Source organism: Pseudonocardia sp. DSM 110487, assembly GCF_019468565.1.
In the GTDB taxonomy this organism is placed as follows: Bacteria; Actinomycetota; Actinomycetes; order Mycobacteriales; family Pseudonocardiaceae; genus Pseudonocardia.
Genome location: NZ_CP080521.1, coordinates 7,100,210 through 7,123,735 on the forward strand (window position 1 = coordinate 7,100,210; position 23,526 = coordinate 7,123,735).

The window sequence follows — 23,526 nt, forward strand, 5'->3', positions numbered from 1 at the left end:
CACAGCTTGCACGTCCGATACTCGGACGCCAAACTAAATTGAGATACGGGTGAGAGGACGACCCATGGCAGAGCTGCACGAGCCGGTCCACCCGGTGCGCTTCGTCACCGCCGCCAGCCTCTTCGACGGCCACGACGCGGCGATCAACATCATGCGGCGGATCCTGCAGCGGCAGGGTGCCGAGGTGATCCACCTCGGGCACAACCGCTCGGTCGACGAGGTCGTGACCGCTGCCATCCAGGAGGACGCGCAGGGCGTCGCGGTCAGCTCCTACCAGGGCGGCCACATCGAGTACTTCACCTACCTCGTCGAGCTGCTGCGCGAACGCGGTGCCGGGCACGTCAAGGTCTACGGCGGGGGCGGCGGTGTGATCGTCCCGCGGGAGATCGAACTGCTGCACGAGCGCGGGGTCTCGCGGATCTTCTCGCCGGAGGACGGCCAGCGGCTCGGGCTCCCCGGGATGATCAACAGGATGATCCGGGAGTGCGACGTCGACCTCGCCGCCGCTCCCCCGCAGTCCTTCGACGGCGTGTTCACCGGCGAGCCGGCGACCCTTGCCCGCGCGCTCACGCTCGCCGAGGCCGGCCGGCTGCCGGCCGGCCTCGACCTGACGCCGCGACGCCCCGTGCCGGTGCTCGGCATCACCGGCACCGGCGGGTCCGGCAAGTCCAGCCTCACCGACGAGCTGGTGCGCCGCTTCCGCCTCGACCAGGAGGACAAGCTCCGCATCGCCGTGCTCGCCGTCGACCCCACCCGCCGCCGCGGCGGAGGTGCGCTGCTCGGCGACCGGATCCGGATGAACTCGCTCACCGGGGACCAGGTGTTCTTCCGCTCGATGGCCACCCGCGGCACGGAGAGCAGCCTCCCGGAGCGCCTCGGCGACGTGATCGGCGTGCTCAAGGCCGCCGGGTTCGATCTGGTGATCGTCGAGACGCCCGGCATCGGGCAGGGCGACGCCGGCATCGTGCCGTTCGTCGACCGCTCGCTGTACGTCATGACGCCCGAGTTCGGTGCCGCGTCGCAGCTGGAGAAGATCGACATGCTCGACTTCGCCGACGCCGTGGCGATCAACAAGTTCGAGCGCAGGGGCGCCGAGGACGCCCGCCGCGACGTCGGCAGGCAGCTGGTGCGCAACCGTGAGGAGTTCGGGGCGTCCTGGGAGGACATGCCGGTCTTCGGCACCAGCGCCGCCACGTTCAACGACGACGGCGTCACCGCGCTCTACCACCACGTGCGCGACCTGCTCGCGAAGGACGGTCTCACCGTTGGCGAGGGGAGGCTGCGGCGCCCCGAGCGCAAGACGTCGAGCGACTACGCGGCGATCATCCCGCCGCAGCGGGTGCGGTACCTGTCCGAGATCACCGAGACCGTGCGCGGGTACCACGACGACACGGCGAAGCACGTCGAGGCGGCGCGGCGGCGCCAGCACCTGCGGACGGCGCGCGAGCTCGTCGGGGACGCGGTCGACGAGGCGCTGCGGACGGCGGAGCAGGAGCTGCCTGCGGCGTCGGCGGCGCTGCTGGACGAGTGGCCGCAGATCGTCGAGGCCTACTCCGGCGACGAGATGGTCGTGAAGGTCCGCGACAAAGAACTGCGCACGCAGCTCACCCGCGAGACGCTCTCGGGCAACAAGGTGCCGCGCGTCGCGCTGCCGCGGTTCACCGAGGACGCCGAGCTGCTGCGGTTCCTGCGCGGCGAGAACCTGCCCGGCCGGTTCCCGTTCACGGCGGGCGTGTTCCCGTTCAAGCGCGAGGGCGAGGACCCGGGCCGGATGTTCGCCGGCGAGGGCGATGCGTTCCGCACCAACCGCCGCTTCAAGCTGCTGTCCGAGCACTCCGAGGCCAAGCGGCTCTCGACCGCGTTCGACTCCGTCACGCTCTACGGGCGCGACCCGGACACCCGCCCGGACGTCTACGGCAAGGTCGGCACGTCCGGCGTCTCGATCGCGACGCTCGACGACATGAAGGCGCTCTACGACGGCTTCGACCTGACCTCGCCCACGACGTCGGTGTCGATGACCATCAACGGCCCCGCGCCGACGATTCTGGCGTTCTACCTGAACACCGCGATCGACCAGGTGATCGACCGGTTCCGGGCGGAGGAGGGCCGCGAGCCCGACGCCGCCGAGCGCGAGGAGCTCACCGCGTTCGCGCTGCAGAACGTCCGCGGCACGGTGCAGGCCGACATCCTCAAGGAGGACCAGGGCCAGAACACCTGCATCTTCTCCACCGAGTTCTCCTTGCGGATGATGGCCGACATCCAGGAGTGGTTCATCCAGCACAAGGTGCGCAACTTCTACTCGGTCTCGATCTCCGGCTATCACATCGCAGAGGCCGGGGCGAACCCGATCAGCCAGCTCGCGTTCACGCTCGCCAACGGGTTCACGTTCGTGGAGAGCTACCTCGCGCGCGGCATGGACATCGACGACTTCGCGCCAAACCTGTCGTTCTTCTTCTCCAACGGCATGGACGCCGAGTACTCCGTGATCGGACGGGTGGCGCGGCGGATCTGGGCGATCGCGATGCGGGAGAAGTACGGGGCGAACGAGCGGTCGCAGAAGCTCAAGTACCACGTGCAGACCTCTGGCCGGTCGCTGCACGCGCAGGAGATGGACTTCAACGACATCCGCACCACGCTGCAGGCGCTCTGTGCGCTCTACGACAACGCCAACTCGCTGCACACCAACGCCTTCGACGAGGCCGTGACCACCCCGACCGAGGCGTCGGTGCGCCGGGCGATGGCGATCCAGCTCATCATCGGCAAGGAGTGGGGCATGTCGATGAACGAGAACCCGCTGCAGGGCTCGTTCATCATCGAGGAGCTCACCGACCTCGTGGAGGAGGCGGTGCTCGCCGAGTTCGACCGCATCTCCGAGCGCGGCGGCGTGCTGGGCGCGATGGAGACCGGCTACCAGCGCGGGCGGATCCAGGACGAGTCGCTGCTGTACGAGCACCGCAAGCACGACGGAACGCTCCCGATCATCGGGGTCAACACGTTCGTGCGCGAGGAGTCGACCGAGCCGCAGGAGATCGAGCTCGCCCGGGCAACAGAGGCGGAGAAGAAGAGCCAGCTCGACCGGCTCGCCGACTTCCAGCACCGCCATTCCGGGAACGCCGCCGACGCGATCCGGCGACTGCAAGAGGTGGCGACGGGCGACGGCAACGTCTTCGACGAGCTGATGAAGGCGGCCCGACTCTGCAGCCTTGGTCAGCTGACGGAGGCATTCTTCGAGGTGGGCGGGCAGTACCGCCGCAACATGTGACCCGGGAAGTTCAGTAAGGCCACATTCAGGGCGATGCAGTACAGGAATGTGGCTTTCCTGAACTTTGCGGCCGGCGCAGGGCCGGGGTCGTCAGCGCCACCGCCGCGATGCCCAGCACGCACAGGAGGCCGCCCGAGATCGCGGCGAAACCGGCCGTGGTCGCGCCGGCCACCAGCCCGGCCCGGAAGTTGCCCAGGTACGGCCCCGCCATGCCCACGATGTCCTCGACGGCGCTGACGCGGCCGCGGTAGGCGTCCGGGGTGGCGAGCTGCACCAGGGCACCGCGGGAGATCACCGACATCGTGTCGGCGGCGCCCGCGACCGCGAGGCAGCCGAGCGCCGACCACACCGACGGCGCCATCCCGAACGCCGCGAGCGCGCCACCCCAGACACCCGCCGCGGCGAGCATCACCAAGCCGGGCCGGCCGGCGCGCGTGACGGAGCCCGACGCGAGCCCGGCCACGACGCCGCCGACCGCGATCGCGGAGAGGAACAGGCCGAGCGTCTGCGGGTCGCCGTCGAATCGCTCGGCGTTGACGACCGGGAAGAGCGCGATCGGCATGGCGAGCACGGTGGCGATCAGGTCGGTCAGGAACGCCCCCGCCAGCACGGGCCGGCCCGCGATGAACCGCCACCCCGCGACCACGGCCGAGAGGTCAGGGCGGGCGACCCCGCCGTCGGGAGGCAGCGCCGGGAGGCGCACCAGCCCGTAGAGCGCGGCGAGGAAGGTCAGCGTGTCCACGGCGTAGCAGGCACCCACACCCCAGCCCGCCGCGACGACCCCGGCGATCGCGGGACCCACGAGCATGGAGACCTGGAAGCCGAGGTTGATCAGCGCGAGCCCGCCTCCGACCTGGTCGGCGGGCAGCAGCCGTGCTGCGAACGTGCGGCGGGCGGGGGCACCGAGCGCACCCGCCGCGGACTGCAGCGCCACCAGTGCGAGCAGCACCGAGAGCGAGCCGAACCCCGCGAACGCCTGCACGGCCAGCGCACCGGCGACCACCATCTGACCGAGCGTCGTGACGAGGACGAGACGCCTTCGGTCGATCGCGTCGGCGAGTGCACCGCCCACCATCCCGAACACGATCATCGGCACGGCCTGAGCGAGCCCGATCGCGCCGACGGCGACCGGGCTGGCGGTGAGCTCCCAGGTCTGCTGCAGGACGGCGACGACGGCGAGCTGGCCGCCGACCGTCGAGAGGACGCCACCGGCCCACACCCGGCGGAACGGCGCACTGGAGCGCAACGGCCGCGTGTCGATGAGCGCCTTCACGAGTCCGCGATCCGGTCAGCGATGCGATCGTGGAAGGAGCGGCGGGCGAGCGCCGCCCGTAGGTCGAGGACCACCTGGCTGAGCGCGTACGGGATCTCGGCGTCCAGCTCGGCGACCACCGCCTCGGTGGCCCGCCACTCTGCCTCGAGGAAGGGCAGGATCTCCCGTCCCCGGTCGGTGAGCACCACCTCCCGAGTACGGGCGTCCGCTCCCGCCGATGTGCTCACCAGGCCGTCGCGCTGCAGGGCCGCGACGGTCTGGCTCATCGCCGAATGCGTGACCTCGAGCGACTCGGCCAGCTGCCTGATGGTCATCCCACCCCGGCGGCCGAGCCGGATCAGCGGCGCGACGAACCGTGGCCGCACCCCGCTGATCCCGCGCTCGGCGTAGAGGCGAGCGATGTCGGCGTCCATGGCGTCGAGCAGCTGGCGCACCGGGCGCCAGCGGTTCTGCTCGGACGGGTCGGAGCTCATGCAGGGATCGTAACAGCACTTATATAAGTGCTGTTACGGTTTCCTGATGACCTCGGTCAGGCTCGCCCAGCCGTCCCTGCCGTGACCGCGGGCGATGGCCCGGTCGTAGAGGGACTTGATCGCGTCCGGGAGCGCGGTGTCGAGCCCGGCGCTGCGGTTCGCCCCCACCACGTGATCGGCGGTCGCGCCCATCATGAGCACGTTCGCGAGCTCGCCCGGGTACTCGCCCTCGTCGACGGCGCGGGCCGCATCGGGCAGGAGGGCCGCAACGTCCTCGCCCGGGGCCGCGCGGCGCAGGAACTCCCGCGCCGGGATCCCCGCGGCGGTGAACATCGCGAACGACTGCAGGTACGCGGCGAGCGTCGTGAGGAACACCTGCAGCTGGGCCTGGTAGTGCAGCTGCGCGAGCCCGTGGTCGGACCCCAGGTACTCGGGCCGTCCGAGCACGGCGAGGGTCGCCTCGTGCGCCTCGAAGGACGCGCGGGGGCCGCTGTAGAGCACGGACGCCGCCTCGGTGCCGACGACGTCGGCCGACGCCAGCACCCCACCGGCCACGAGCTCCGCGCCGCGGTCGGCGAGCCAGGCCGCCGCGGCGCGCGTGGCGTCCGGGGTATCGGAGCTGAGGTTGACGACCACCCGGCCGGCGAGCGCGCTGCCTGCGCCGCCGAGGATTTCGTACATCGCTCGGTAGTCGGTGAGGCTGAGCACCACCAGCTCGCTCGCGGCCACCGCCTCCGCCGCCGTCGCGGCCCGCACCGCCCCGGCCGCCAGTTCGTCCGCCCGCCCCGGCGTCCGGTTCCATACCGTCGTCGGCCGGCCCGCCGCCAGGAACGTGCGCACCATCGCCCTGCCCATCGGGCCCAGCCCGATCACCGTCACACCATCCGAGTTCATGACCCGACGCTCGCAATTCGCGCGCACGGTTCTCGCACGGAATGCGATGCTGGCGCCGTGATCACCGACGGCGTGCTCACGCTCGCTCCTCTTCGGCTCACCGACGCCGCCACGCACCTACGCCGCGTCGACGCCAAACCACGCCGATGGAGTCTGGCCATCAGCCGCGCGTGAGGATCATGAGCACCGGACACGCAACGGGGGTGCGGCGCCGAGGCGCCGTGGGCGACGCTGTCCGGCGTGCTCGAGGAGATCCCGCTCGCCGGGGGCAACGTCAGCGCCGGTGTCGTCCGGGTCGGCGACACCGTGCGCCGCCCCGCAGGCCCCTGGACCCCGGCCGTGCACGCACTGCTGGTCCACTTGCACGAGGTCGGGTTCCGGGCTGCGCCGCGCCCGCTCGGGCTCGACGAGAAGGGCCGTGAGGTGCTCGAGTTCGTACCGGGGGACACGGTGTGGCCGGACCGGTTCGCCGAGGTCGGGCCGCGAGCCCGGCTGGCGAGGGTCGGCCGGATGATTCGCGAGTTCCACGACGCGGTCGCGGGCTTCACCCCGCCGCCGGACGCGGCATGGCGGGTCGTCATCCCGCCGGAGGACGACGGCGGCGGCGAGATCATCGCCCACCACGACCTTGCGCCGTGGAACCTGGTGACCGACGGCGACGCCTGGACCTTCATCGACTGGGACGTCGCGGGCCCCGGCTCCCGGCTGTGGGACCTCGCCTACGCGGTGAAGGCCTTCGTCCCGCTCTCGGCGGATCCAGGCTGGCAACGCCCGGACGCCGCGGCCCGCGTGCGCGTACTCGCCGACGCCTACGGGCTCGACGAGCAGCAGAGACGCCGCCTGGCACCGATGCTCGCCCGCCGTTCCCGGGCGATGTACGACCTGCTCGCCACGGGCCACGCGAACGGCACGCAGCCGTGGGCACGCCTGTGGGCGGAGGGGCACGGCGAGGTCTGGCGCCGGGACGCCGGATACGCCGAGATCCACGAGGAGGAGTGGCTGGCGGCCCTACTCCGCTGAGAGCACTGCAGGCTTCAGGACCTCCTCGCACCACTGGCGGAAGCTCGTCGGTGCGGTCGGGTCGGCCGGGCCGCAGTTGTAGGTGCCCCGATCGGTCGCGGCGGCGATGGCCACCATCCCCCGGACCCAGGCCTCGGACATCCCGGTGCGCAGGAGCGTGGCCGCGTAGGCCTCCTCGGAGATCTGCTGGTACCGGACGGACCGGCCCAGCACCTCCGACATGACCCGCGCCATGTCATCGGAGGACAGCAGGTCGGGGCCGACGATCGGCACGCTCTCCTGTCCGGTCCACGAGTCGTCGGCCAGCAGGGGCGCCGCCGTCGCCGCGATGTCGCGCACCGCGCAGGTCAGGAACACCCGGTCCCCGGACAGCGAGGAGAAGAACGCGCCATGACTCCTGATGGACTCGACCTGCCAGAGCAGGTTCTCCATGAACGACGGCGGGCACAGCGATCGGTAGTGCACTCCGGTGCTCTCGATCAGGTCGTCCATGGCGTAGGTCGCCGAGACCTGACCGGCGTTCCGCGTGATCCCCCGCCCCAGGGTCGAGACGGCGACGACGCGCTCGACGCCATGGCGGTCGACGGCCTCGCACAGCGGTCGCACGAAGCCCAGGACATGCTCCTGGATGCTCTCGGCGCGCGGGTTCGGCGGGACGAGCCAGAACACCGTGCGCGCACCGGTGAGAGCCGCCATGACGACGTCCCGGTCATCGTGCGAGCCCCGCACCACCTCGACGCGCTCGCGCACGTCGGGCGCGAGGCGTTCGGGGTCGCGCACGATCACACGGACCTTCTCCGCGCGGCCGAGGAGGTTGTCGAGGACGTGCCGGCCGATGTGGCCGGTCGGCGTGGTGATGACGATCATGTCGACAACGGTGCGCCTGCGCACCGCGGAACTGAAGGATCACGCTGCTCCCACTTGTTACCCTCAGGGCAATACCGATCGGGGAGGCCGTGGAGTCCCGTCCGCTGCGCTATTTCGTCGCCGTCGCCGAGGAGCTGAACTTCACGCGCGCGGCCGAGCGGCTCGGCATCTCCTCGCCACCGCTGTCCCGCGCCATCCGCAGGCTGGAGGTGGACCTCGACGTCGCCCTCTTCGAGCGCACCACCCACAGCGTGGCCCTGACCCCGGCCGGCGCTGTGCTGCTGGAGGAGGCGCGGATCGCCCTCGACGCCCTGCAGGCCGCAGAACGGCGCACGCGACGCGCGGCGGGCCCCGAGCCGAAGCTGGTCCTCGCCGTGAAGGCGGACGGCGGAGCAGACCTGCTGGACGCGATCCTGGCCCGCTACTCCACCGACCCCGCGGCCCGGCCCGTGGCCATCCACCTGTGCGAGTGGGGCGAACAGCCGCAGCTCCTTCGCCAGGGCGAGGCCGATGCCGCGCTCGTCCACGAGCCGTTCGACCGCACCGGCCTCGATGCCGAGACGGTGACGGTCGAGCCGCGCGTCGCCGCGATCCCGGCGGCTCACCCGCTCGCCGCCCGGGACGACCTCCGCCTCGCCGATCTCGGCATCCCCCACGGCGAGCTGCGCCGCTACCTCGACCCGAGAGCCGCCGCGCGGCGCGGGATGCACGGCCTCGCCCCGCTGCTCACGCTCGTCGAGCTCGGCGAGCTCGTCCAGCTGTTGCCCGAGTCGGTCAGCGTCCGGTACCCGCGCCCCGGCGTCGCCTACCGCCCCGTCCCGGACGCGCCACCCGCCGTACTGGCGATCGCATGGCCCCAGCAGTCCCGCTCGCAGGCCACCGCGGCCCTGGTACGGGCCGCGACGTCCCTCGAGGACCGCGGCCGGGCGTCCATGATCATCGAAACCGGGACATAACGCTCATATGTGAGCACTATGTCCCGATCCTGGCGATCACGGCGGGCAAGCTCTAGTACCCCAGCCGGACTTCGTGATCATTCCTCTGATCGCAGGGCTCGGCCACATCTCGGCACGGCGGAGCTGCCGGCGCAACCCGTGTCGGTCGACGCAGCCCGTCGCAGGTCAGACACCCCGTCGACCGGGCGCGCCACCCGAGAACGAGCGCGCCGGGCTCCCGCAGCTCCCGGGTGGGGCGGTCCGGCGAGCCTGTGATCATCAGGTCGGCGCCTTTCCCGACGCGGGGCGTCGGGTTTCGCGCCGAGCCGCTGATCACCGCTCGGTCGCGGGTGTGTTCCGCGGAACGCCTCCCCGGGGTACGGCCCGGTGCCGGACGGGGGTGGCTGGGTTGGGTGCGCTACCGGATCATGTGGTTGCTCGGGCGGCCGTCCCCGACGCGGGGGCACGCCCGTTCTCGACGAGACCGCCGCGGTTTGGGTGCTACGCATCTGGCTGTGGTCCCGTCCTCGCCCCTGGCCACGGCTGGAATCTGGGGTGTGATCAGCGGAATCGGGACCTGGCTGCACCCCTGCGGCTGGTGTTCTGACCGGGGAGGCACCCCTGCAGCGGGTGTCCGGTCCTGCTGATCATGGGCCTGCGCGTGGGCCCTGACCCTGGGGTCGTCTGGCCGTGATCATCCAGGAGATGGGCTGGGTGTGGAGGGTCGGGACCACAGCCGGTCGCGTGGCACCCGGCAGGACGGTCTCGTCGCAACGGGCCTGTGCCCGCGTCGGGGACGGCCGCCCACGCAACCCCAGGGGACGGTAGTGCACCCAACCCAGCCACCCCCGCAAGGCGACTGGGTCGATGCAGCCGCGGACACACACGCGGAGCCCGGATCACGAGGCGGGCGCCGGGCGGCCCGGGCCGGGAACGGCGCGCCCACCGGCAGATGCTCGACCAGACCGACCCGTTGGATCGACCCGATCGCGCCCCGACCGCCAGGCGCCCGATCGGCGGCGGGCAAGATCGGAACTATCGGGTGCCCATGGCTGCACCCGCGACCATGAGCACCCGAAACTCCAGATCATGCCCGCGAAGATCGCAAGTAGCGGGTGCTCATGGTTGTCGCCACAGCCATGAGCAACCGATACTGCGGATCATGGGCGCGGCCACCGCCGAACGGGGCCCAGCGGCAGCGCCGAAACACCAATGATCACAAAATCCGGCTGTAGGACTAGGGCACGTCCAGCAACTCGGGGTTGGCGCAGTTCGACGGGCGGCCACCCGACAGCACCGCGGCGACCTCCTTCGCGATGCGGGCCGCCGACTCCTCCGCCACCTGACGGGACGCGCCCGCAAGGTGGGGCGTGGCGAACACCTCGGGCCGCCGCGGCAGGGGGTCGTCGGGGGCGGGTGGCTCCGGGTCGAACACGTCCAGCACGGCGGCGCGCAGGTGACCGGCCGCCAGCGCGTCGTCGAGCGCGCGGGTGTCGACCAGCTCCCCACGGGCGGTGTTGACCAGCACCGACCCGGGGCGCATCGCGGCGAGCGCGGCCGTGTCGATCATCTGCTTCGTCTCGGGGGTGAGCCGCGCGTGCAGGCTGACGACGTCGCTCGCGCCCAGGAGCTCCGGCAGGTCCACCAGCCGGACGCCCACCCGCTCGGCGTCCTCCGCGGAGGCGTACGGGTCGTGGGCGAGCACCCGGGAGCCGAAGCCGCGCAGCAGCTCGGCCACCCGCAGCCCGACCGCGCCCAGCCCGACGAGCCCGACGGTCGCGGCCCGCAGTTCCAGCCCGGTGCGCTCGTAGCGGAACCCAGCGGCGTCCCAGCGCCCTGCCGCGAGGCCCGCGGCCGCGGCCGGGAGGCCCCGCATCGCGCAGATCATCGTGCCGACGCAGAACTCGGCCACCGCGCCCAGGTTCCGCCCTGGCAGGTACGCGACGAGCACGCCGGCGGCGGTCGCCGCGGGCACGTCGACGTTCACCGGCCCGCCCCGGGTCACGCCGACCACGCGCAGGGACCCCTTGCCGGCTTCCAGGACCTCGGCCGTGAGCGGGGCGAGGTGGGTGACCAGCGCATCGGCGCCACGTACCAGCTCCGCGATCCGGGCCGGGTCGCCCGCCGCCTCGCGCACGCCGTCCAGGGACCCGAACGGCTCGGTGGGCCAGGCCGTGTCGATCCGGCGGAACTCCGCCTCGACACCGGCCTCGACGAGCGCGCGGGCGAGCAGGTCGGCGGAGATGAACTCGTCTCCGGCACACACCACCACGCTCATCGGAGCCGCTCTCCGGTAGCCGGGTCGAAGACGTGTACGCGCTCCGGTGGCGCCCCGATCGTGATCGGGTCACCCGCCCGCAGCGGGTGACCCGGCTCCACCTGCGCGACGACCCGGGTGTCCACCCCGGGCAGCTCCACGGTGGCCAGCCCGAACTCGAGCAGGTCCTCGAACACCAGAACGGTCCCCTCCAGGCCGGGGCCCTCGGTCGGATGGCAGTCCTGCGGCCGCAGCCCGACCAGCACGTCCTTGCCATCGGGCACGTGCACCGCCGCGGCCAGCCCGCCCACGCCGCCGACCCGGACGCCGCTGCCGGTGCCGACGCCGGGCAGCAAGGTGATCGACGGCTCCCCCACGAAGTCGGCGACGAACGTGTCGGCGGGCACGTCGAAGATCTCGTCGGGTGTGCCGAACTGCTTGATCACGCCCGCGTCCATGACGGCCATCCGGTCGGCGAGGCTGAGCGCCTCCAGCTGGTCGTGGGTGACGACGATCGTGGTGTAGCCGAACTCGCGCTGGAGCACCTTCAGCTCCCGGCGCACCCGCTGGCGCTGCCCGGCGTCCAGGTGGGAGAGCGGCTCGTCCAGCAGCAGCACCGGCGGGTTGCGCACCAGCGCGCGGGCGAGCGCCACCCGCTGCTTCTGTCCGCTGGAGAGGTTGGCGGGCCGCATGTCCAGCAGCTCGGTCATCTCGAGGCGCTCGGCGATCGCGTCGACGCGGGCGTTCGCGTCGCGAGCCCGCCGCGCCTTCAGCCCGTACGCGAGGTTCTCCCGCACCGTCAGCGGCGGGTAGAGCGCGTAGCTCTCGAACCCGACGCCCACGTTTCGCTTGCCAGGCGGCAGGTCGCCCACGGAACGGTCGCCGATCACGATCCGCCCGGCCGTCACGGTCTCCAGCCCGGCGATCATCCGCAGCGTGGTGGTCTTCCCGCACCCGGACGGGCCGAGCAGCGCCACCAGCTCGCCCGGCTCGATGTCGAGGTCGATGCCCTTCACGGCCTCGAACGGCTCTCGGCCGCGGGCGGTGTAGGTCTTGCGCAGCGACTCCAGCCGCAGGCTCTGCGCCGTGGGAGTGGTCATCGGGTCCCTCCCGTGAGCGCCGCGCCCTCCGGGCGCCGCGCGGCGCCCAGCCGGGCGCCGTCGGCCCCGAAGACGTGCACCCGCCCCCAGTCGGCGGCGAGGGTGACGGAATCGCCCTCGTGGACGCGATGGTCGGAGGTGACCGTGATGATCCGAACCCCGGCCACGTCCACGGACAGCTCCACCAACCGCCCGAGCCGTTCGGCCAGCGCGACCTGCCCGCGCAGCACGAGCCGCTCGGCGGGCGGGTCGCCGGACACGATCTCCAGGTCCCTCGGCCGGATCCCGACCTGCACGGCACCGTCGGCGTCCGGCGGCGCTCCGATGGTGAAGGCGTCGCCGACCCGCGCGATCCCGCCCTCGACGCCTGCGTCCAGCAGGTTCATCTCGGGCTGGCCGAGCGCGCGGGCGACGAAGGTGTCCACCGGCTCCGTCCAGACCTGCACGGGCGTGCCGACCTGCACCAGCCTGCCCTCGCGCAACACCCCGATCCGGTCGCCGAGGGCGAGGGCTTCCTGGTAGTCGTGCGTGACGTACAGCGTGGTCGTGCCCGAGAGCTCGCCGAGCTGCTTGAGCTCCGCGCGCATGGCGGCGCGCAGCTTGGCGTCCAGGTGCGAGAGCGGCTCGTCGAGCAGGTAGACATCCGCGGGACGCACCAGCACCCGGCCCAGCGCGGTGCGCTGGCGCTGCCCGTTGGACAGCTCGCGCGGGAAGCGCTTCAGCAGGTGGTCGATGCCAAGGGTCATCGTGACCTGCTTGATCCGCTCGGCCTGCTCCTGCGGCGTCCAGGTGCCGTTGCGGCCGGAGCGCAGCGGGGAGGCGAGGTTCTCCTCCACCGTCTTCTGCGGGTAGAGCGCGTAGCTCTCGAACGCCATCGCGACGCCGCGGTCGTACGGCTCGACACCGGTCATGTCGCGGCCGGCAATGCGGATCTCGCCCCGCGCGCCGTCGACGAGCCCGGCCACGCTCTTCAGCGTGGTGGTCTTGCCTGCCCCGGACGGGCCGAGGATCACGAAGAACTCGCCGTCGGCCAGCTCCAGGTCGATCCCGTGCAGGGCGACCGTCTTCCCGTAGCGCGCGGTCAGGTTCTTGACCGAGAGTGATCCCACTACGCCTTCACCGCCCCGAACGACAGCCCGCGCACGAGGTACCGCTGGATCGACAGCGCCACGAGCAGCGGCGGCAGCGCGGCGATCAGCGCGGCCGCGGCCGTCAGGTTGTAGTAGGCCTGCCCGCCGCCACCGAGGAACCGCGTGACGGCCACGGTCACCGGTGTGTGCTGGCTGCCGGTGAGGATCAGCGGGAACACGTAGTTGTTCCAGGCGAAGATGAACGCGAGCAGCGCCGCCGCCGCGATCCCCGGCCGCACCAGCGGCAACGCGACCATCACGAACGCGCGCCGCCGCGTGTAGCCGTCGAGCAGCGCCGCCTGCTCCAGCTCGGCGGGCATGTCCTGGAAGTAGGAGCGCAGGATCCAGACGATCAGCGGCATCGTCACCAGCTGCAGTACCCAGATCATGCCGACGTTCGTGTCGAACAGACCGATCTGGTTGTAGATGACGAAGAGCGGCACGATCACCATCAGCTCGGGCGCGAACCGGAACGACAGGATCGTGAACATCACGTCGTTCGAGCCGCGGTACTGCCAGCGGCCCGCCGCGTACGCCGCCGGGATGCCGATCACGAGCGAGACGATCACGGCGCCCACGCAGTTGATCACGCTCGTGAGGATCGCGTCGGTGAAGTTCACGCTCGTCAGCCGCTCGCCCTCCGACGAGAGCACGGTGGCGAAGTTCGACAGCGTCGGGGTGAACGCGAAGTAGGTGCTGATCTGCTCCGCATTGGTCTTGAGCGCCAGCAGCACCATCCAGACCAGCGGGAACAGCGAGAACACGAACCACACCAGCAGCGCGGCATCGGCACCGACGGACGCCGGCGAGAACCGCCGCTCCCCCGGCCCCAGCTCCCTAGAAGCCACTATTCCTCCGATCCTGCGGCGCGCCGCTGGGCCTTGCCCAGCACGCTCACCAGGTAGCGGGCGGTCAGGAAGACGATCGCCCAGAGCAGGAACATGTACGTGCTGCCCTGCGAGTACTGCAGCTGGATGATCGAGTTCTGGTACGCGCCGATCTGCAGGGTGCGCGTGGCGTCGCCAGGGCCGCCCGCCGTCAGCACGAAGACGTGGTCGAAGATCTTCAGGCAGTCCATGAACCGGAAGATCACCGCTACCAGGATGTACGGCCACATCATCGGCAGCATGAGCCGGCGGAACATGTAGAACCAGCTCGCGCCGTCCACCGCCGACGCCTCGAACGGCTCCTTCGGCAGCGACCGGATCCCGGCCAGCACGAGGATCGCCACGAACGGCGTGTAGATCCACACGTCGACGAGGATCACCGACCAGATCGCCGTGCCCTCACCGAGCCAGTCGAACGTCGAGCCGAGGCCCAGCACGTAGTTCAGGACGCCGTACTGCGGGTTGAACATCAGCCCCCAGATCACGCCCGCGATCACCGGCGCGATCATCAGCGGCAGGATCAGCACCCGCTCGAAGATCCGCCCGATCAGGGTCGACCGGTTGAGCAGCAGCGCGATCCCGATACCCAGCACCGTCTCGACCACGGTGGCGGCCACCGCGTAGTGCAGCGTGACCCGCACGCTCGTCCAGAACGCCGGGTCGGACAGGATCTCGGCGAAGTTCGCCAGCCCGATGAACACCGGGCGGCGCACCACCGCCGCGTAGTTGAGGAACGCGTAGTAGGCGCCGAGGACGAACGGGTACAGGATCCCGACGATGATCAGCACCGCCGGGATCGACAGCACGTACGGCCGCAGCCCGCGCCGCCAGGCCGGCACCGGCCGTGGCTCGCGCTGCACGGCCGGTGTCGGGGTCCTCGGTGGGGCGGTGGTGGTCACGAAGGCCCTCCGTCAGCTCGCACGGTTCACCGCCGTCGTGTTGGCCGCCGCCAGCGCGTCCAGGCGCGTCTTCGCATCCTGCCCCGCATAGATGTCCTGCAGGGCCACGGCCCACTCCTCGGTCGTCTCGAAGAACTGGGTCTGCGGCGTGAACTTGATGTCGGTGGAGGCGATGACCTTCTCGAAGGTCTCCTGGTAGCCGGGGAAGTTGCCGAGCGTCTGCTTGAACGCGCCGTCGAAGACCGACTGGCGGGTGGGGTCGGCGAAGCCGGCCTGCCCGGTCTGCACGGCCTTGGTCTGGGCGTCCTTGCCGGTGGCCCACTGGATGAACAGCCACGCGGCGAGCTTCTTCTGCGAGGCCGAGTTCATGGCGAGCGACCACGTCCAGAGGTTGGTGTCGTAGCTGCCGTCCGCGCCGGCAGGGCCCGGGTGCCATGCGAGGTTGCCCGCCTGCGCGCTGTTGCCCGCGATGTTCTGCGGGTACGTGGCCGAGTCTGCGTCGTACACCATCATCGCGGTGCCCGCGCCCAGGTCGCCGGTGCAGTCGGGGTACTCGTAGTTGGTCCACGAGGTCGGGCCTGCCGAGCGGGCGAGCTCCACCCACTTGCGGGTGAAGTCGACGGCCTGCGGCGAGTTCATGGTCGCCTGGAGCTGGTCGCCCTGCTTCTCGTAGTCCTTGCAGCCCTCGCGGGTGAACTGGGTCATGAAACCCGGGTGGATGGTGGCCCACGACCGCGACCCGCGGAACGCGATGCCGTACTTGTTGCTGGCCCGGTCGGTGAGGTCGGTGGCGAGCTGGATGAGGTCGTCGAAGGTCTCGGCGGGCCGGATGCCGCGGCGGTCGAACTCGGTCTTGTTGTAGCAGAGGACGTTGGTCTCGAAGCCCCACGGGATCGCCCACTGCCCGCCGGTGCCCAGCGGGCTGCCGACCTGGAAGTCCCATGACGTGGACCGGCGCAGGCCCTCGTAGATGTCCTCGAAGTCGTAGTCGGGGTTGGTGGCCGAGCTGTTCTGCAGCCAGGGCTTCAGGTCCTCCATCCACCCGGGAGGCCCGTAGGTCCAGATGAAGTAGGCGCCGGTCATGAACGCGTCGTAGTTGCCGGCGCCGCTGGCGAGCTCGGTGTTGAGGCGCGTGAAGTAGTCGGCCTCCGCCACCAGGTCGGCCTTCACCGTGATGCCGGTGAGCTCGGTGAACTCGGCCAGCAGCGGCTGGAACGCCACCTGGTACGGGTGCGGCGTCTGCAGCACCGAGATCTCGGTGCCCTCGGCCTTGCGCCAGTCGAACCCGCCGGTGACCTCGGCGGCACCGTTCTCGGTCGAGGATTCACCACCGCCGGTGCCGAGGCCGCACGCGGCGAGCAGCGACGATGCGCCGACGGCTGCGCCGCCGACACCGAACATGCGAAGCAGGTCGCGCCTAGTGGGGTTCCAGAGCTCGCGGCGGGTCATGCGGTCCTCCCTGCGGTCGGGGCCGGCTCGTCTGCGGTGACGGCCGGTGAGGTGGGGACGTTGAGGGCCAGCAGCGCCGGCGGGGCGGCGGCGTCGGCCGGCACGCGCAGGCGGGTGGCTGCGGCGTTCTCCAGCCGCGGGAACACCGCGCGGTATCGGGCGAGGGGGATGCCCAGCCACGTGCACAGCGCGAGGCGCAGGAGCGTGTTGTGCGCGACCACCAGCACGGACCGGCCCTCGTTGCGGGCGGCGACGTCGCGCAGCGCGCCGACCGCGCGCTCGGCGGCAGCGGCCGGCGACTCGGCGCCGGGGAACGGGTGCGCCACCGGGTCGGCGACGAAGGCCTCTGCGGCCTCGGGGTGGCTCACGCGAAGCTCCGCGAGGGTGCGGCCCTCGGCGATGCCGAAGTCGACCTCCCGCAGGTCGGTGACCACCTCGGGCCGGAGCCCGAGCGCGGCGGCCACCGGCGCGGCGGTGGCCACCGCGCGCGGCACCGGGGAGCAGACCAGGACGTCGAAGTGCTGGTTGGCGGCCCACCGGGCGAGCGCGACGGCCTGCGCGCGCCCGGTGTCGTCGAGGGGGACGTCGCTCACCCCCGCGTAACGGTTCTCGGCGTGCCAGACGGTCCGCCCGTGCCGAACGAGGGTGAGTTCGGTGCTCACGAGGCACCGCCCGCGGTCCCTGAGTTCAGGGATGTGGCTTTCCTGAACGTCGGCTCGAGCCAACCCCGCTCCTCGAGCGCCACCACCAGCCTGCCGTAGCCGTCCGTCAGCTCGTCCGCTCGGCCGGGATCCGGTTCGAACCTTCGTCGCATCCGCACCATCTCGGCGGCGGTGGCCGCGAGCCGTCCGGGCGCGGCCGCGGCGAGCACGGCCGAGCCGACCGCGGAGCCGGCGTGTTCCGGGACGGCGACCGGGCGCTGCAGCACGTCGGCGCGCAGCTGGGTCCACCAGTCGTTGTTGCTGGCCCCACCGGTGGCGATCACCGGGCCGGAGACGTCGGCGCCGAGCCCGGCGAGCACGTCGAACGCGAGCCGCTCGACGTACGCGACGCCGTGCGCCACCCGCTGGAACCGGGTGGCCGGATCCGGGTCGGCCGGGCCGCCGATGTCGAACCCCTCCGCGCCGTCCGCGACGAACGGGAACCGCTCCCCCCGGCCCGCCAGGGGGTAGGTGGCGCCCGCGGGAACCCCTCGCTCCCGCGCGCGCTCGGTCAGCGCGTCGAGGTCGGCGCCGGGGAGCTCGCTCGCGAGGACGCCCGCCCCCGTGCTGGACGCGCCGCCCGGCAGCCAGCCGCCGTCGGGGTTGCGGTGGCAGTACACGGCGCCGGACGGGTCGTGCAGCAGGTCGGGCGTCGAGCCCTTCAGCACCAGCGTGGTACCCAGCGCCGAGCACCACTGCCCCGGCGCAAGCGCGGCCGTGGCCACCTGCGCGGCACACCCGTCGGTCATCCCGGCGACGATCGGCGTGCCGGCGGGGATGCCCGTCTCCTCGGCGGCGGCCGCGGACACCGTGGCGACCCGCTCGCCGGGGGCCACCACGGGCGGCAGCAGCGCCGGGTCGATGCCCAGGCGGTCGAGCACGGCGGTCGGCCATGCGTCGCCGAGCAGGTCGTAGCCGGTCTTGAGCGCGTGGCTCCAGTCGGTGGGCACGGGGTGACCGGCGAGGCGCGCGCCGATGTGGTCGGCCTGGTGGGCGAGCCGGTGCCCCGCCGGCACGACATCCTCGGCCACGAGCCAGGCCACCTTCGGCAACGCCCAGCTCGCCTGCATCCGGTACCCGAGCGCGGTCCACAGCTCGGCGCCCTCGTCCTGGACGCGGACGGCCTCGGCGGCCGCTCGCCGGTCGTCGTACATCAGCGCGGGCCCTGCCGGGTTCCCCTGCGCGTCCTGGACGACGAGGGTGCCGGACGTCGAGTCGATGCTCACGCCGCCGACGGGCCGCTCGCCTCGCCCGGCGAGCGCGACGCGGGTGGCGAGGCAGGTGGTCCGCCACCAGTCGGCGGGGTCCTGCTCGTGCCGCCCATCGCCGCGCACGTCGTTACCCAGGGGCGCCGACCCGCTGCCGAGCACGGCGCCCGCGCCGTCCACGAGCACGGCGCGCACACCCTGTGTGCCGAGGTCGATCCCCACCCAGAGTGGGTCCTCGACGGGCGAGGGTTCGGGCACCGGTGCTCCTTCGTTCGACGCAGCTGTGCGCGGCGACACAGTAAGACGGCCCTCATCTCACGTCAACACGTTGTTGTCACACTGCGATCCGTGAAGTCCTGGCCGCCTCGGTGCAGTAGATCCAGAACTTCACACCGAAAGCAGCGTTGTTCACACCGAAGCTTGACGGATCCCGTTCGGCACGCTGTGATGCCAGTCGCAGCAGACCGGCGAAGGAGGCGAGCGGTGACAGAGCGGGAGGTGGACGCGCCCCGGACGCTCGGACCCGAGGGCCGCCAGGCCCGGATCACCGATCTCGTGCTCAGCACCGGCTCGGTGTCGGCACAGGAGCTCGCCGAGACTTTCGGCGTCTCGGTGATGACGATCCACCGCGACCTCGACGAGCTGCAGCGCCAGGGCGTGCTCCGCAAGGCCCGCGGCATCGCGACGGCGCAGCCCAGCGGCACCTTCGAGTCCAACGTCGAGTACCGGGCGAAGGCCAACATCGAGGCCAAGCGGCTCATCGCGCAGCACGCCTGCCGCCACGTCGAGCCCGGGATGTCGGTGCTCCTCGACGACTCCACGACCGCGCTGCAGATGCTCCCCCACCTTGCAGCGCTCGCGCCGCTCACGGTCGCGACGAACTACCTCGCCGCACTCGTCGAGCTGGCCAAGGTGCGCGACGTGCAGGCGGTGGCCCTCGGCGGGCACTACGACGTGCAGCACGACTCGTTCCTCGGGTCCACCTGCGTCGACGCGGTGCAGTCCATGCGCTTCGACGCCGCGTTCGTCAGCACGTCCGCCGTGAGCGGCGGCTACGCCTTCCACCAAGAGGACAAGATCGTCACGGTGAAGCGCGCGATGGTGGACGTCGCCACCCGCAGTCACCTGCTCATCGACCACACGAAGCTCACCCGCAGCGCCCTGCACCGGCTGCTGCCCCTGCACCGGTTCACGACCGTCGTCGTCGACGCCGGCGTCACCCCCCGCGACCTGGCCGCGCTGCGCGAGAACGACGTGCTCGTCGAGGTCGCGAGCACTGCCGTTGCGAGTAATGCCGATTGAGAGGATCGCCCATGCTCCTGTACGACGAACGCGTCCAGCTGGTGGAGTACTGCCGCCGGATGCAGGCCGACGACCTCACGGTCGGCACATCGGGCAACCTGTCGGTCCGCTCGGGGGACCACGTCGCGATCACCCCGAGCGGCGCGGCCTACGAGGACCTCACCCCCGAGTCGATCTGCGTGATCGACCTGGACGGCAACAGCGTCGAGGACGGATTGGAGCCCTCCTCGGAGGTGCCGATGCACACGTCGGTCTACAAGGCCACCGACGCGCAGGCCGTGGTGCACACCCACCCGCTCTACGCGAGCACGCTCTCCGCGGTGGTCGACGAGCTGCCAGCCGTGCACTACATGGTCGCGCTGCTCGGCGGCCCGGTCCGCGTCGCCCCGTACGCGACGTTCGGCAGCCCGGAGCTGGCCGACAACAGCATCAAGGCCATGGAAGGCCGCTTCGGCGCCATCCTGCAGAACCACGGCGCCACCACCTACGGCGACAGCCTCGCGAAGGCCTACACGCGCAGCGTCTACCTCGAGTGGGTCTGCCAGATGTACTACCAGGCGAAGCTGCTCGGGCAGCCGAACATCCTGCCCGATGAGGAGATCGCCCGCGTCGCGGAGAAGCTGACCACCTACGGGCAGACGGTACCGAGCTCGTCATGACACGCACCTGGCTCGGCATCGACGCCGGGACGTCGGTGGTGAAGGCCGCCCTCTTCGACGACGAGGGCGAGGCCCTCGCCATCGCGGGCCGACCCCTCGAACTCGTCCACGCCGCCGACGACGGGGTGGAGCAGGACCTCGAAGCGATCGTGGCGGCGATCGCGGACGTCACGCGCGAAGTCTCGGCGGGGCGCACCCCGCACGTCGTCGCGATCACCGGCCAGGGCGACGGCTGCTGGGTCACCGACGAGTCCGGCCGAGCGGTGCGGCCCGCGCTCTCCTGGCTGGACGGCCGGGCGGGTGAGCTCCTCGGCCGGTGGAACGCCGACGGCGTGACCGAGCGCATCTTCCGCGTCAACGGAACCACGGTCTTCCCCGGCGCGCCCGGCCCGCTGCTGGCATGGCTCGACACGCACGAGCCCGACGTCCTGGACCGGGCCACCACGGCGGGGGCCTGCAAGGACGCCGTGTTCACCCAACTGACCGGCGAGCGCGCCACCGACCCGAGCGACAGCTCGCTGCCCTTCGGCGACGGCACCGGCACCGGCTACAGCGACGTCGCCCTCGACGCGATGGGGCTGACCCACCGCCGCGACCTGCTCGCGCCGATCGCCGTGGTCCCCCAGGCGCCGCTGTCCAGCGCGGGTGCCCAGCTCCTGGGCCTGCCCGCGGGGACTCCGATCAGCTCGGGACCGTTCGACTTCCCCGCGTGTGCGCGCGGCGGTGGCGTCCGCGCGATCGGCGACGCGCTGCTGATCGTCGGCACCACGCTCGGCTGCATGGTCCATGTCGACCGCCTCGCCACCGACGGCGATCCCGCCGGGTTCTCGGTGGCCACGGGCGAGCCGGGCCGCTGGCTGCGGGCGATGCCGGCGATGGTCGGCACGGCGTCGATGGACTGGATGTTGCAGACCCTCGGCCTCGGCGTCGACGCGATCGACGCCGCTCTCGCGGTCAGCCCGCCCGGCGCGGGCGGCGTCGAGGTGCTGCCCTACTTCGCGACGTCGGGCGAGCGGGCCCCGTTCGTCGACCCGCACGCGTCCGGGCAGGTCACGGGTGTGCGGCTGACCACCACCCGGGACGACCTGTTGCGGGCGATGTGCGAGGGCCTCGCGTACGCGGCCCGGCACTGCTTCGACGCGGCCGGTGGGGCCACGCGGATCGTCGCGTGCGGGGGTGGCACGCGGTCGCGGCCATGGCTGCAGGTGTTCGCCGACGTGCTCGGCGTGCCCCTCGAACTCGCCCGCACCCCGGAGGTCGGGGCTCGTGGCGCCGTGCTCGCCGCGGCCGCCGCCCGCGGCGAGGACCTCGATGTCGAGACCTGGACGGCCGCGGAGGACGTCGTGGAACCGGATCCCGCCCGCCAGTCGCGCTACGCAGACGGCTACGCCCGCTACCTCGACCATGTGAAGGCCGCGCGGCCGTTCTGGGCCACGCGGCAGGCGTCCGCGGCGGTGGCGACGTGACCGCCGACCTCTCCCCCGCAGGCCGGGAGGCCGCGCTCGCGGCCGCGAAGGGCGGCACCTTCGACGTCGCCGTGGTCGGCGGCGGCGTCACCGGTGCCGGCGTCGCGCTCGACGCCGCGGCGCGCGGCCTGTCGGTCGTGCTGCTCGAGGCAGGCGACCTGGCGTCGGGCACGTCGTCCCGGTCCGGCAAGACCGTGCACGGCGGGCTGCGCTACCTCGAGCAGCTCAACTTCGCGCTCGTCGCGGAAGCGTTGCACGAGCGCGACCTGATGGTGCGCACGCTCGCCCCGCACCTGGTCACGCCCGAGCCGTTCCTGTTCCCGCTGACGAAGCGCTGGGAGCGGCCCTACATCGGCGCGGGCGTGCTGCTCTACGACCTGATGGCGGCCGCTGGGCGCACCGGTGGGCGCGGCGGCGTGCCGCACCACCGCCACCTGACGCGGCGCGGCGCGCTGCGCGAGGCGCCCGGCCTCGACCCGCGCGTCGTCACCGGAGCGCTGCAGTACTACGACGGCCGCATGGACGACGCGCGGCACACGCTCGCCGTCGCCAGGACGGCCGCCGCGCACGGGGCCGTGGTGCTCAGCCATGCGCCGGTGGTGGACGTGCTGCGGGACGGTCCACGGGTCACCGGCGTGTCCGTCGAGGCGTCCGGCAGTCGGTTCGACGTCACGGCGTCGGTGGTGGTCAACGCGGCCGGGGTGTGGGCGGCCGACGTCCAGGCGATGGCCGGCCCGCCGACCTTCGCGGTGCAGCCGGCCAAGGGCGTGCACCTGCTGGTGGACCAGGGCGCGTTCGACTCGCGGACGGGCATCCTCGCCCGCGCCGAGGACTCCGTGATCATCCTGCGGAAGTGGTTCGGGCACTGGCTGCTCGGCACCACCGACACGGCGTACGACGGGGACCGACGCGCGCCGACCGTGGCGCGGGAGGACGTCGACTACCTGCTGCGCAACGTCAACCGCTACCTCGCCCGCCCGCTCTCCCGCGACGACGTGCTCGGCACGTTCGCCGGGCTGCGCCCGCTCCTCGCGCCGGTCGCTCGTGATGCCGCCACGACGTCGGCGCTCTCACGCGATCACACCGTGATCGAGGAACCCGCCGGGATGGTCACGGTCGTCGGCGGCAAGTACACGACGTACCGGCGGATGGCGCGCGACGCCGTCGACGCGGTCGGCAGGGCTCTCGGCCACACCCTTCCGCCGTCCCCGACCGCCGGCCTCCCGCTCGTGGGGGCAGCGGGCTGGCAGGCGGTGGCCAACCGCGTGCCTCGGCTCGCCGCGGAGTACGGCGTCCCGGAGGAGCACGTGCGCCGGATGCTCCACCGCTACGGCGACGAGCTCCCGGACGTCCTCGCCCCGATCCGCACCGAGCCCGCGCTGGGCCGCCCGCTCCCCGGAGCCGATGGCTACCTGCCGGTGGAGTTCCAGCGGGCCGTCACGCACGAGGGCGCCCTCACGCTCGTCGACGTGCTGCACCGTCGCACGCACCTGGCGATCGAGCGCACGGACGCCGGGCTGCCCGCGGCCCCGGCCGTCGCCGCCCTGCTCGCCCCGCTGCTGGGCTGGGACGCGGACCGGCAGGCGCTGGAGGTGGCGGCGTACCGGGCGGAGGTGGAACGCGACCGGGCGGGCCTCGCGGCGGAGCAGCCGCGTGCGCCGGTCGACGGTGGAGCGAGCGGCACGATCGCTCGCACCTAGTGCGGTGACCACGGTCGTTCCCCGGGTCTGGTCGGGCGGGGTGG

19 protein-coding genes are annotated in these 23,526 nt (G+C 72.2%); 7 read left to right on the plus strand and 12 right to left on the minus strand.

Translation table 11 applies throughout. The features are described from left to right. The first annotated feature begins 64 nt into the window (after positions 1-64). Positions 65-3,262, plus strand: a complete 3,198-nt coding sequence (icmF, locus tag K1T35_RS33235; protein WP_220255718.1) for a fused isobutyryl-CoA mutase/GTPase IcmF — start codon at positions 65-67, stop codon at positions 3,260-3,262. Positions 3,263-3,287: 25 nt separating this feature from the next. Here the strand turns inward: icmF and K1T35_RS33240 are convergent, their stop codons facing one another. From K1T35_RS33240 to K1T35_RS33250, 3 genes are read right to left on the minus strand one after another with little or no spacing between them, the layout of a single operon-like run. Then, entirely contained in the window at positions 3,288-4,535 is a 1,248-nt protein-coding gene (locus K1T35_RS33240) for an MFS transporter (protein WP_220255719.1), read from the minus strand. Then, positions 4,532-5,008: a MarR family winged helix-turn-helix transcriptional regulator gene (locus tag K1T35_RS33245; protein WP_255621015.1), complete on the minus strand. Its 477-nt coding sequence runs from the start codon at positions 5,006-5,008 to the stop codon at positions 4,532-4,534. Before K1T35_RS33245 ends, K1T35_RS33240 begins: the two co-directional genes overlap by 4 nt. Before the next feature lie 33 nt (positions 5,009-5,041). Continuing rightward, positions 5,042-5,902: an NAD(P)-dependent oxidoreductase gene (locus tag K1T35_RS33250; protein WP_220255720.1), complete on the minus strand. Its 861-nt coding sequence runs from the start codon at positions 5,900-5,902 to the stop codon at positions 5,042-5,044. A 240-nt stretch (positions 5,903-6,142) separates the two neighbouring features. Between K1T35_RS33250 and K1T35_RS33255 the strand changes: the two genes are divergently transcribed. Continuing rightward, entirely contained in the window at positions 6,143-6,922 is a 780-nt protein-coding gene (locus tag K1T35_RS33255) for a phosphotransferase (protein WP_220255721.1), read from the plus strand. Here K1T35_RS33255 and K1T35_RS33260 read toward each other — a convergent pair. Beyond that, positions 6,911-7,789, minus strand: a complete 879-nt coding sequence (locus K1T35_RS33260) for an NAD(P)H-binding protein (protein WP_220255722.1) — start codon at positions 7,787-7,789, stop codon at positions 6,911-6,913. The two genes, K1T35_RS33255 and K1T35_RS33260, sit on opposite strands and share 12 nt — an antisense overlap. Before the next feature lie 89 nt (positions 7,790-7,878). On the opposite strand from K1T35_RS33260, the gene K1T35_RS33265 reads away from it, so the two are divergent. Beyond that, positions 7,879-8,745 carry a LysR family transcriptional regulator gene (locus tag K1T35_RS33265; RefSeq protein ID WP_220255723.1) on the plus strand — a complete coding sequence of 289 codons (867 nt, stop codon included), beginning with the start codon at positions 7,879-7,881 and terminating at the stop codon, positions 8,743-8,745. Between the two features lie 1,216 nt (positions 8,746-9,961). On the opposite strand, the gene K1T35_RS33270 is transcribed toward K1T35_RS33265, so the two are convergent. Genes K1T35_RS33270 through K1T35_RS33305 form a run of 8 tightly spaced genes read right to left on the minus strand, consistent with a single transcriptional unit; the run spans position 9,962 to position 18,613 of the window. Then, positions 9,962-11,002: an NAD(P)-dependent oxidoreductase gene (locus K1T35_RS33270; protein WP_220255724.1), complete on the minus strand. Its 1,041-nt coding sequence runs from the start codon at positions 11,000-11,002 to the stop codon at positions 9,962-9,964. Continuing rightward, positions 10,999-12,081, minus strand: coding sequence for an ABC transporter ATP-binding protein (locus K1T35_RS33275; RefSeq protein ID WP_220255725.1), 1,083 nt, complete (start codon positions 12,079-12,081; stop codon positions 10,999-11,001). Before K1T35_RS33275 ends, K1T35_RS33270 begins: the two co-directional genes overlap by 4 nt. Further along, complete coding sequence (locus K1T35_RS33280) at positions 12,078-13,190, minus strand: ABC transporter ATP-binding protein (RefSeq protein ID WP_220255726.1); 1,113 nt, start codon at positions 13,188-13,190, stop codon at positions 12,078-12,080. The genes K1T35_RS33275 and K1T35_RS33280 overlap by 4 nt, the downstream gene beginning before the upstream one ends. Continuing rightward, positions 13,190-14,059 (minus strand): carbohydrate ABC transporter permease, encoded by an 870-nt coding sequence (locus K1T35_RS33285; protein WP_255621016.1) that lies wholly within the window; start codon positions 14,057-14,059, stop codon positions 13,190-13,192. Before K1T35_RS33285 ends, K1T35_RS33280 begins: the two co-directional genes overlap by 1 nt. Next, positions 14,059-14,997 carry a carbohydrate ABC transporter permease gene (locus tag K1T35_RS33290; protein ID WP_220255727.1) on the minus strand — a complete coding sequence of 313 codons (939 nt, stop codon included), beginning with the start codon at positions 14,995-14,997 and terminating at the stop codon, positions 14,059-14,061. Before K1T35_RS33290 ends, K1T35_RS33285 begins: the two co-directional genes overlap by 1 nt. A 12-nt stretch (positions 14,998-15,009) precedes the next feature. Beyond that, positions 15,010-16,446, minus strand: a complete 1,437-nt coding sequence (locus tag K1T35_RS33295) for an ABC transporter substrate-binding protein (RefSeq protein ID WP_255621017.1) — start codon at positions 16,444-16,446, stop codon at positions 15,010-15,012. Beyond that, the gene (locus tag K1T35_RS33300) at positions 16,443-17,108 is read right to left on the minus strand and encodes a histidine phosphatase family protein (RefSeq protein WP_220255728.1); all 666 of its coding nucleotides are present in this window, start codon (positions 17,106-17,108) and stop codon (positions 16,443-16,445) included. Before K1T35_RS33300 ends, K1T35_RS33295 begins: the two co-directional genes overlap by 4 nt. Further along, a complete protein-coding gene (locus tag K1T35_RS33305) occupies positions 17,105-18,613 on the minus strand; it encodes an FGGY-family carbohydrate kinase (RefSeq protein WP_220255729.1) in 1,509 nt (502 codons plus the stop codon). Before K1T35_RS33305 ends, K1T35_RS33300 begins: the two co-directional genes overlap by 4 nt. Before the next feature lie 225 nt (positions 18,614-18,838). On the opposite strand from K1T35_RS33305, the gene K1T35_RS33310 reads away from it, so the two are divergent. From K1T35_RS33310 to K1T35_RS33325, 4 genes are read left to right on the plus strand one after another with little or no spacing between them, the layout of a single operon-like run. Next, on the plus strand, positions 18,839-19,657 hold the full coding sequence (locus K1T35_RS33310; RefSeq protein ID WP_255621018.1) for a DeoR/GlpR family DNA-binding transcription regulator: 819 nt from the start codon (positions 18,839-18,841) through the stop codon (positions 19,655-19,657). 11 nt (positions 19,658-19,668) lie between these two features. Next, on the plus strand, positions 19,669-20,316 hold the full coding sequence (locus K1T35_RS33315; protein WP_220255731.1) for a class II aldolase/adducin family protein: 648 nt from the start codon (positions 19,669-19,671) through the stop codon (positions 20,314-20,316). After that, entirely contained in the window at positions 20,313-21,782 is a 1,470-nt protein-coding gene (locus K1T35_RS33320; RefSeq protein ID WP_220255732.1) for an FGGY-family carbohydrate kinase, read from the plus strand. Before K1T35_RS33315 ends, K1T35_RS33320 begins: the two co-directional genes overlap by 4 nt. Further along, positions 21,779-23,482 carry a glycerol-3-phosphate dehydrogenase/oxidase gene (locus K1T35_RS33325; protein ID WP_220255733.1) on the plus strand — a complete coding sequence of 568 codons (1,704 nt, stop codon included), beginning with the start codon at positions 21,779-21,781 and terminating at the stop codon, positions 23,480-23,482. The genes K1T35_RS33320 and K1T35_RS33325 overlap by 4 nt, the downstream gene beginning before the upstream one ends. Positions 23,483-23,526: the final 44 nt, after the last annotated feature.

Excerpts from the sequence above, each read along its gene's own strand:
- icmF (WP_220255718.1), top strand. The coding sequence starts at position 65 with ATGGCAGAGCTGCACGAGCCGGTCCACCCGGTGCGCTTCGTCACCGCC.
- K1T35_RS33245 (WP_255621015.1), bottom strand. The coding sequence starts at position 5,008 with ATGAGCTCCGACCCGTCCGAGCAGAACCGCTGGCGCCCGGTGCGCCAG.
- K1T35_RS33250 (WP_220255720.1), bottom strand. The coding sequence starts at position 5,902 with ATGAACTCGGATGGTGTGACGGTGATCGGGCTGGGCCCGATGGGCAGG.
- K1T35_RS33260 (WP_220255722.1), bottom strand. The coding sequence starts at position 7,789 with ATGATCGTCATCACCACGCCGACCGGCCACATCGGCCGGCACGTCCTC.
- K1T35_RS33270 (WP_220255724.1), bottom strand. The coding sequence starts at position 11,002 with ATGAGCGTGGTGGTGTGTGCCGGAGACGAGTTCATCTCCGCCGACCTG.
- K1T35_RS33275 (WP_220255725.1), bottom strand. The coding sequence starts at position 12,081 with ATGACCACTCCCACGGCGCAGAGCCTGCGGCTGGAGTCGCTGCGCAAG.
- K1T35_RS33295 (WP_255621017.1), bottom strand. The coding sequence starts at position 16,446 with ATGACCCGCCGCGAGCTCTGGAACCCCACTAGGCGCGACCTGCTTCGC.
- K1T35_RS33315 (WP_220255731.1), top strand. The coding sequence starts at position 19,669 with ATGCTCCTGTACGACGAACGCGTCCAGCTGGTGGAGTACTGCCGCCGG.
- K1T35_RS33320 (WP_220255732.1), top strand. The coding sequence starts at position 20,313 with ATGACACGCACCTGGCTCGGCATCGACGCCGGGACGTCGGTGGTGAAG.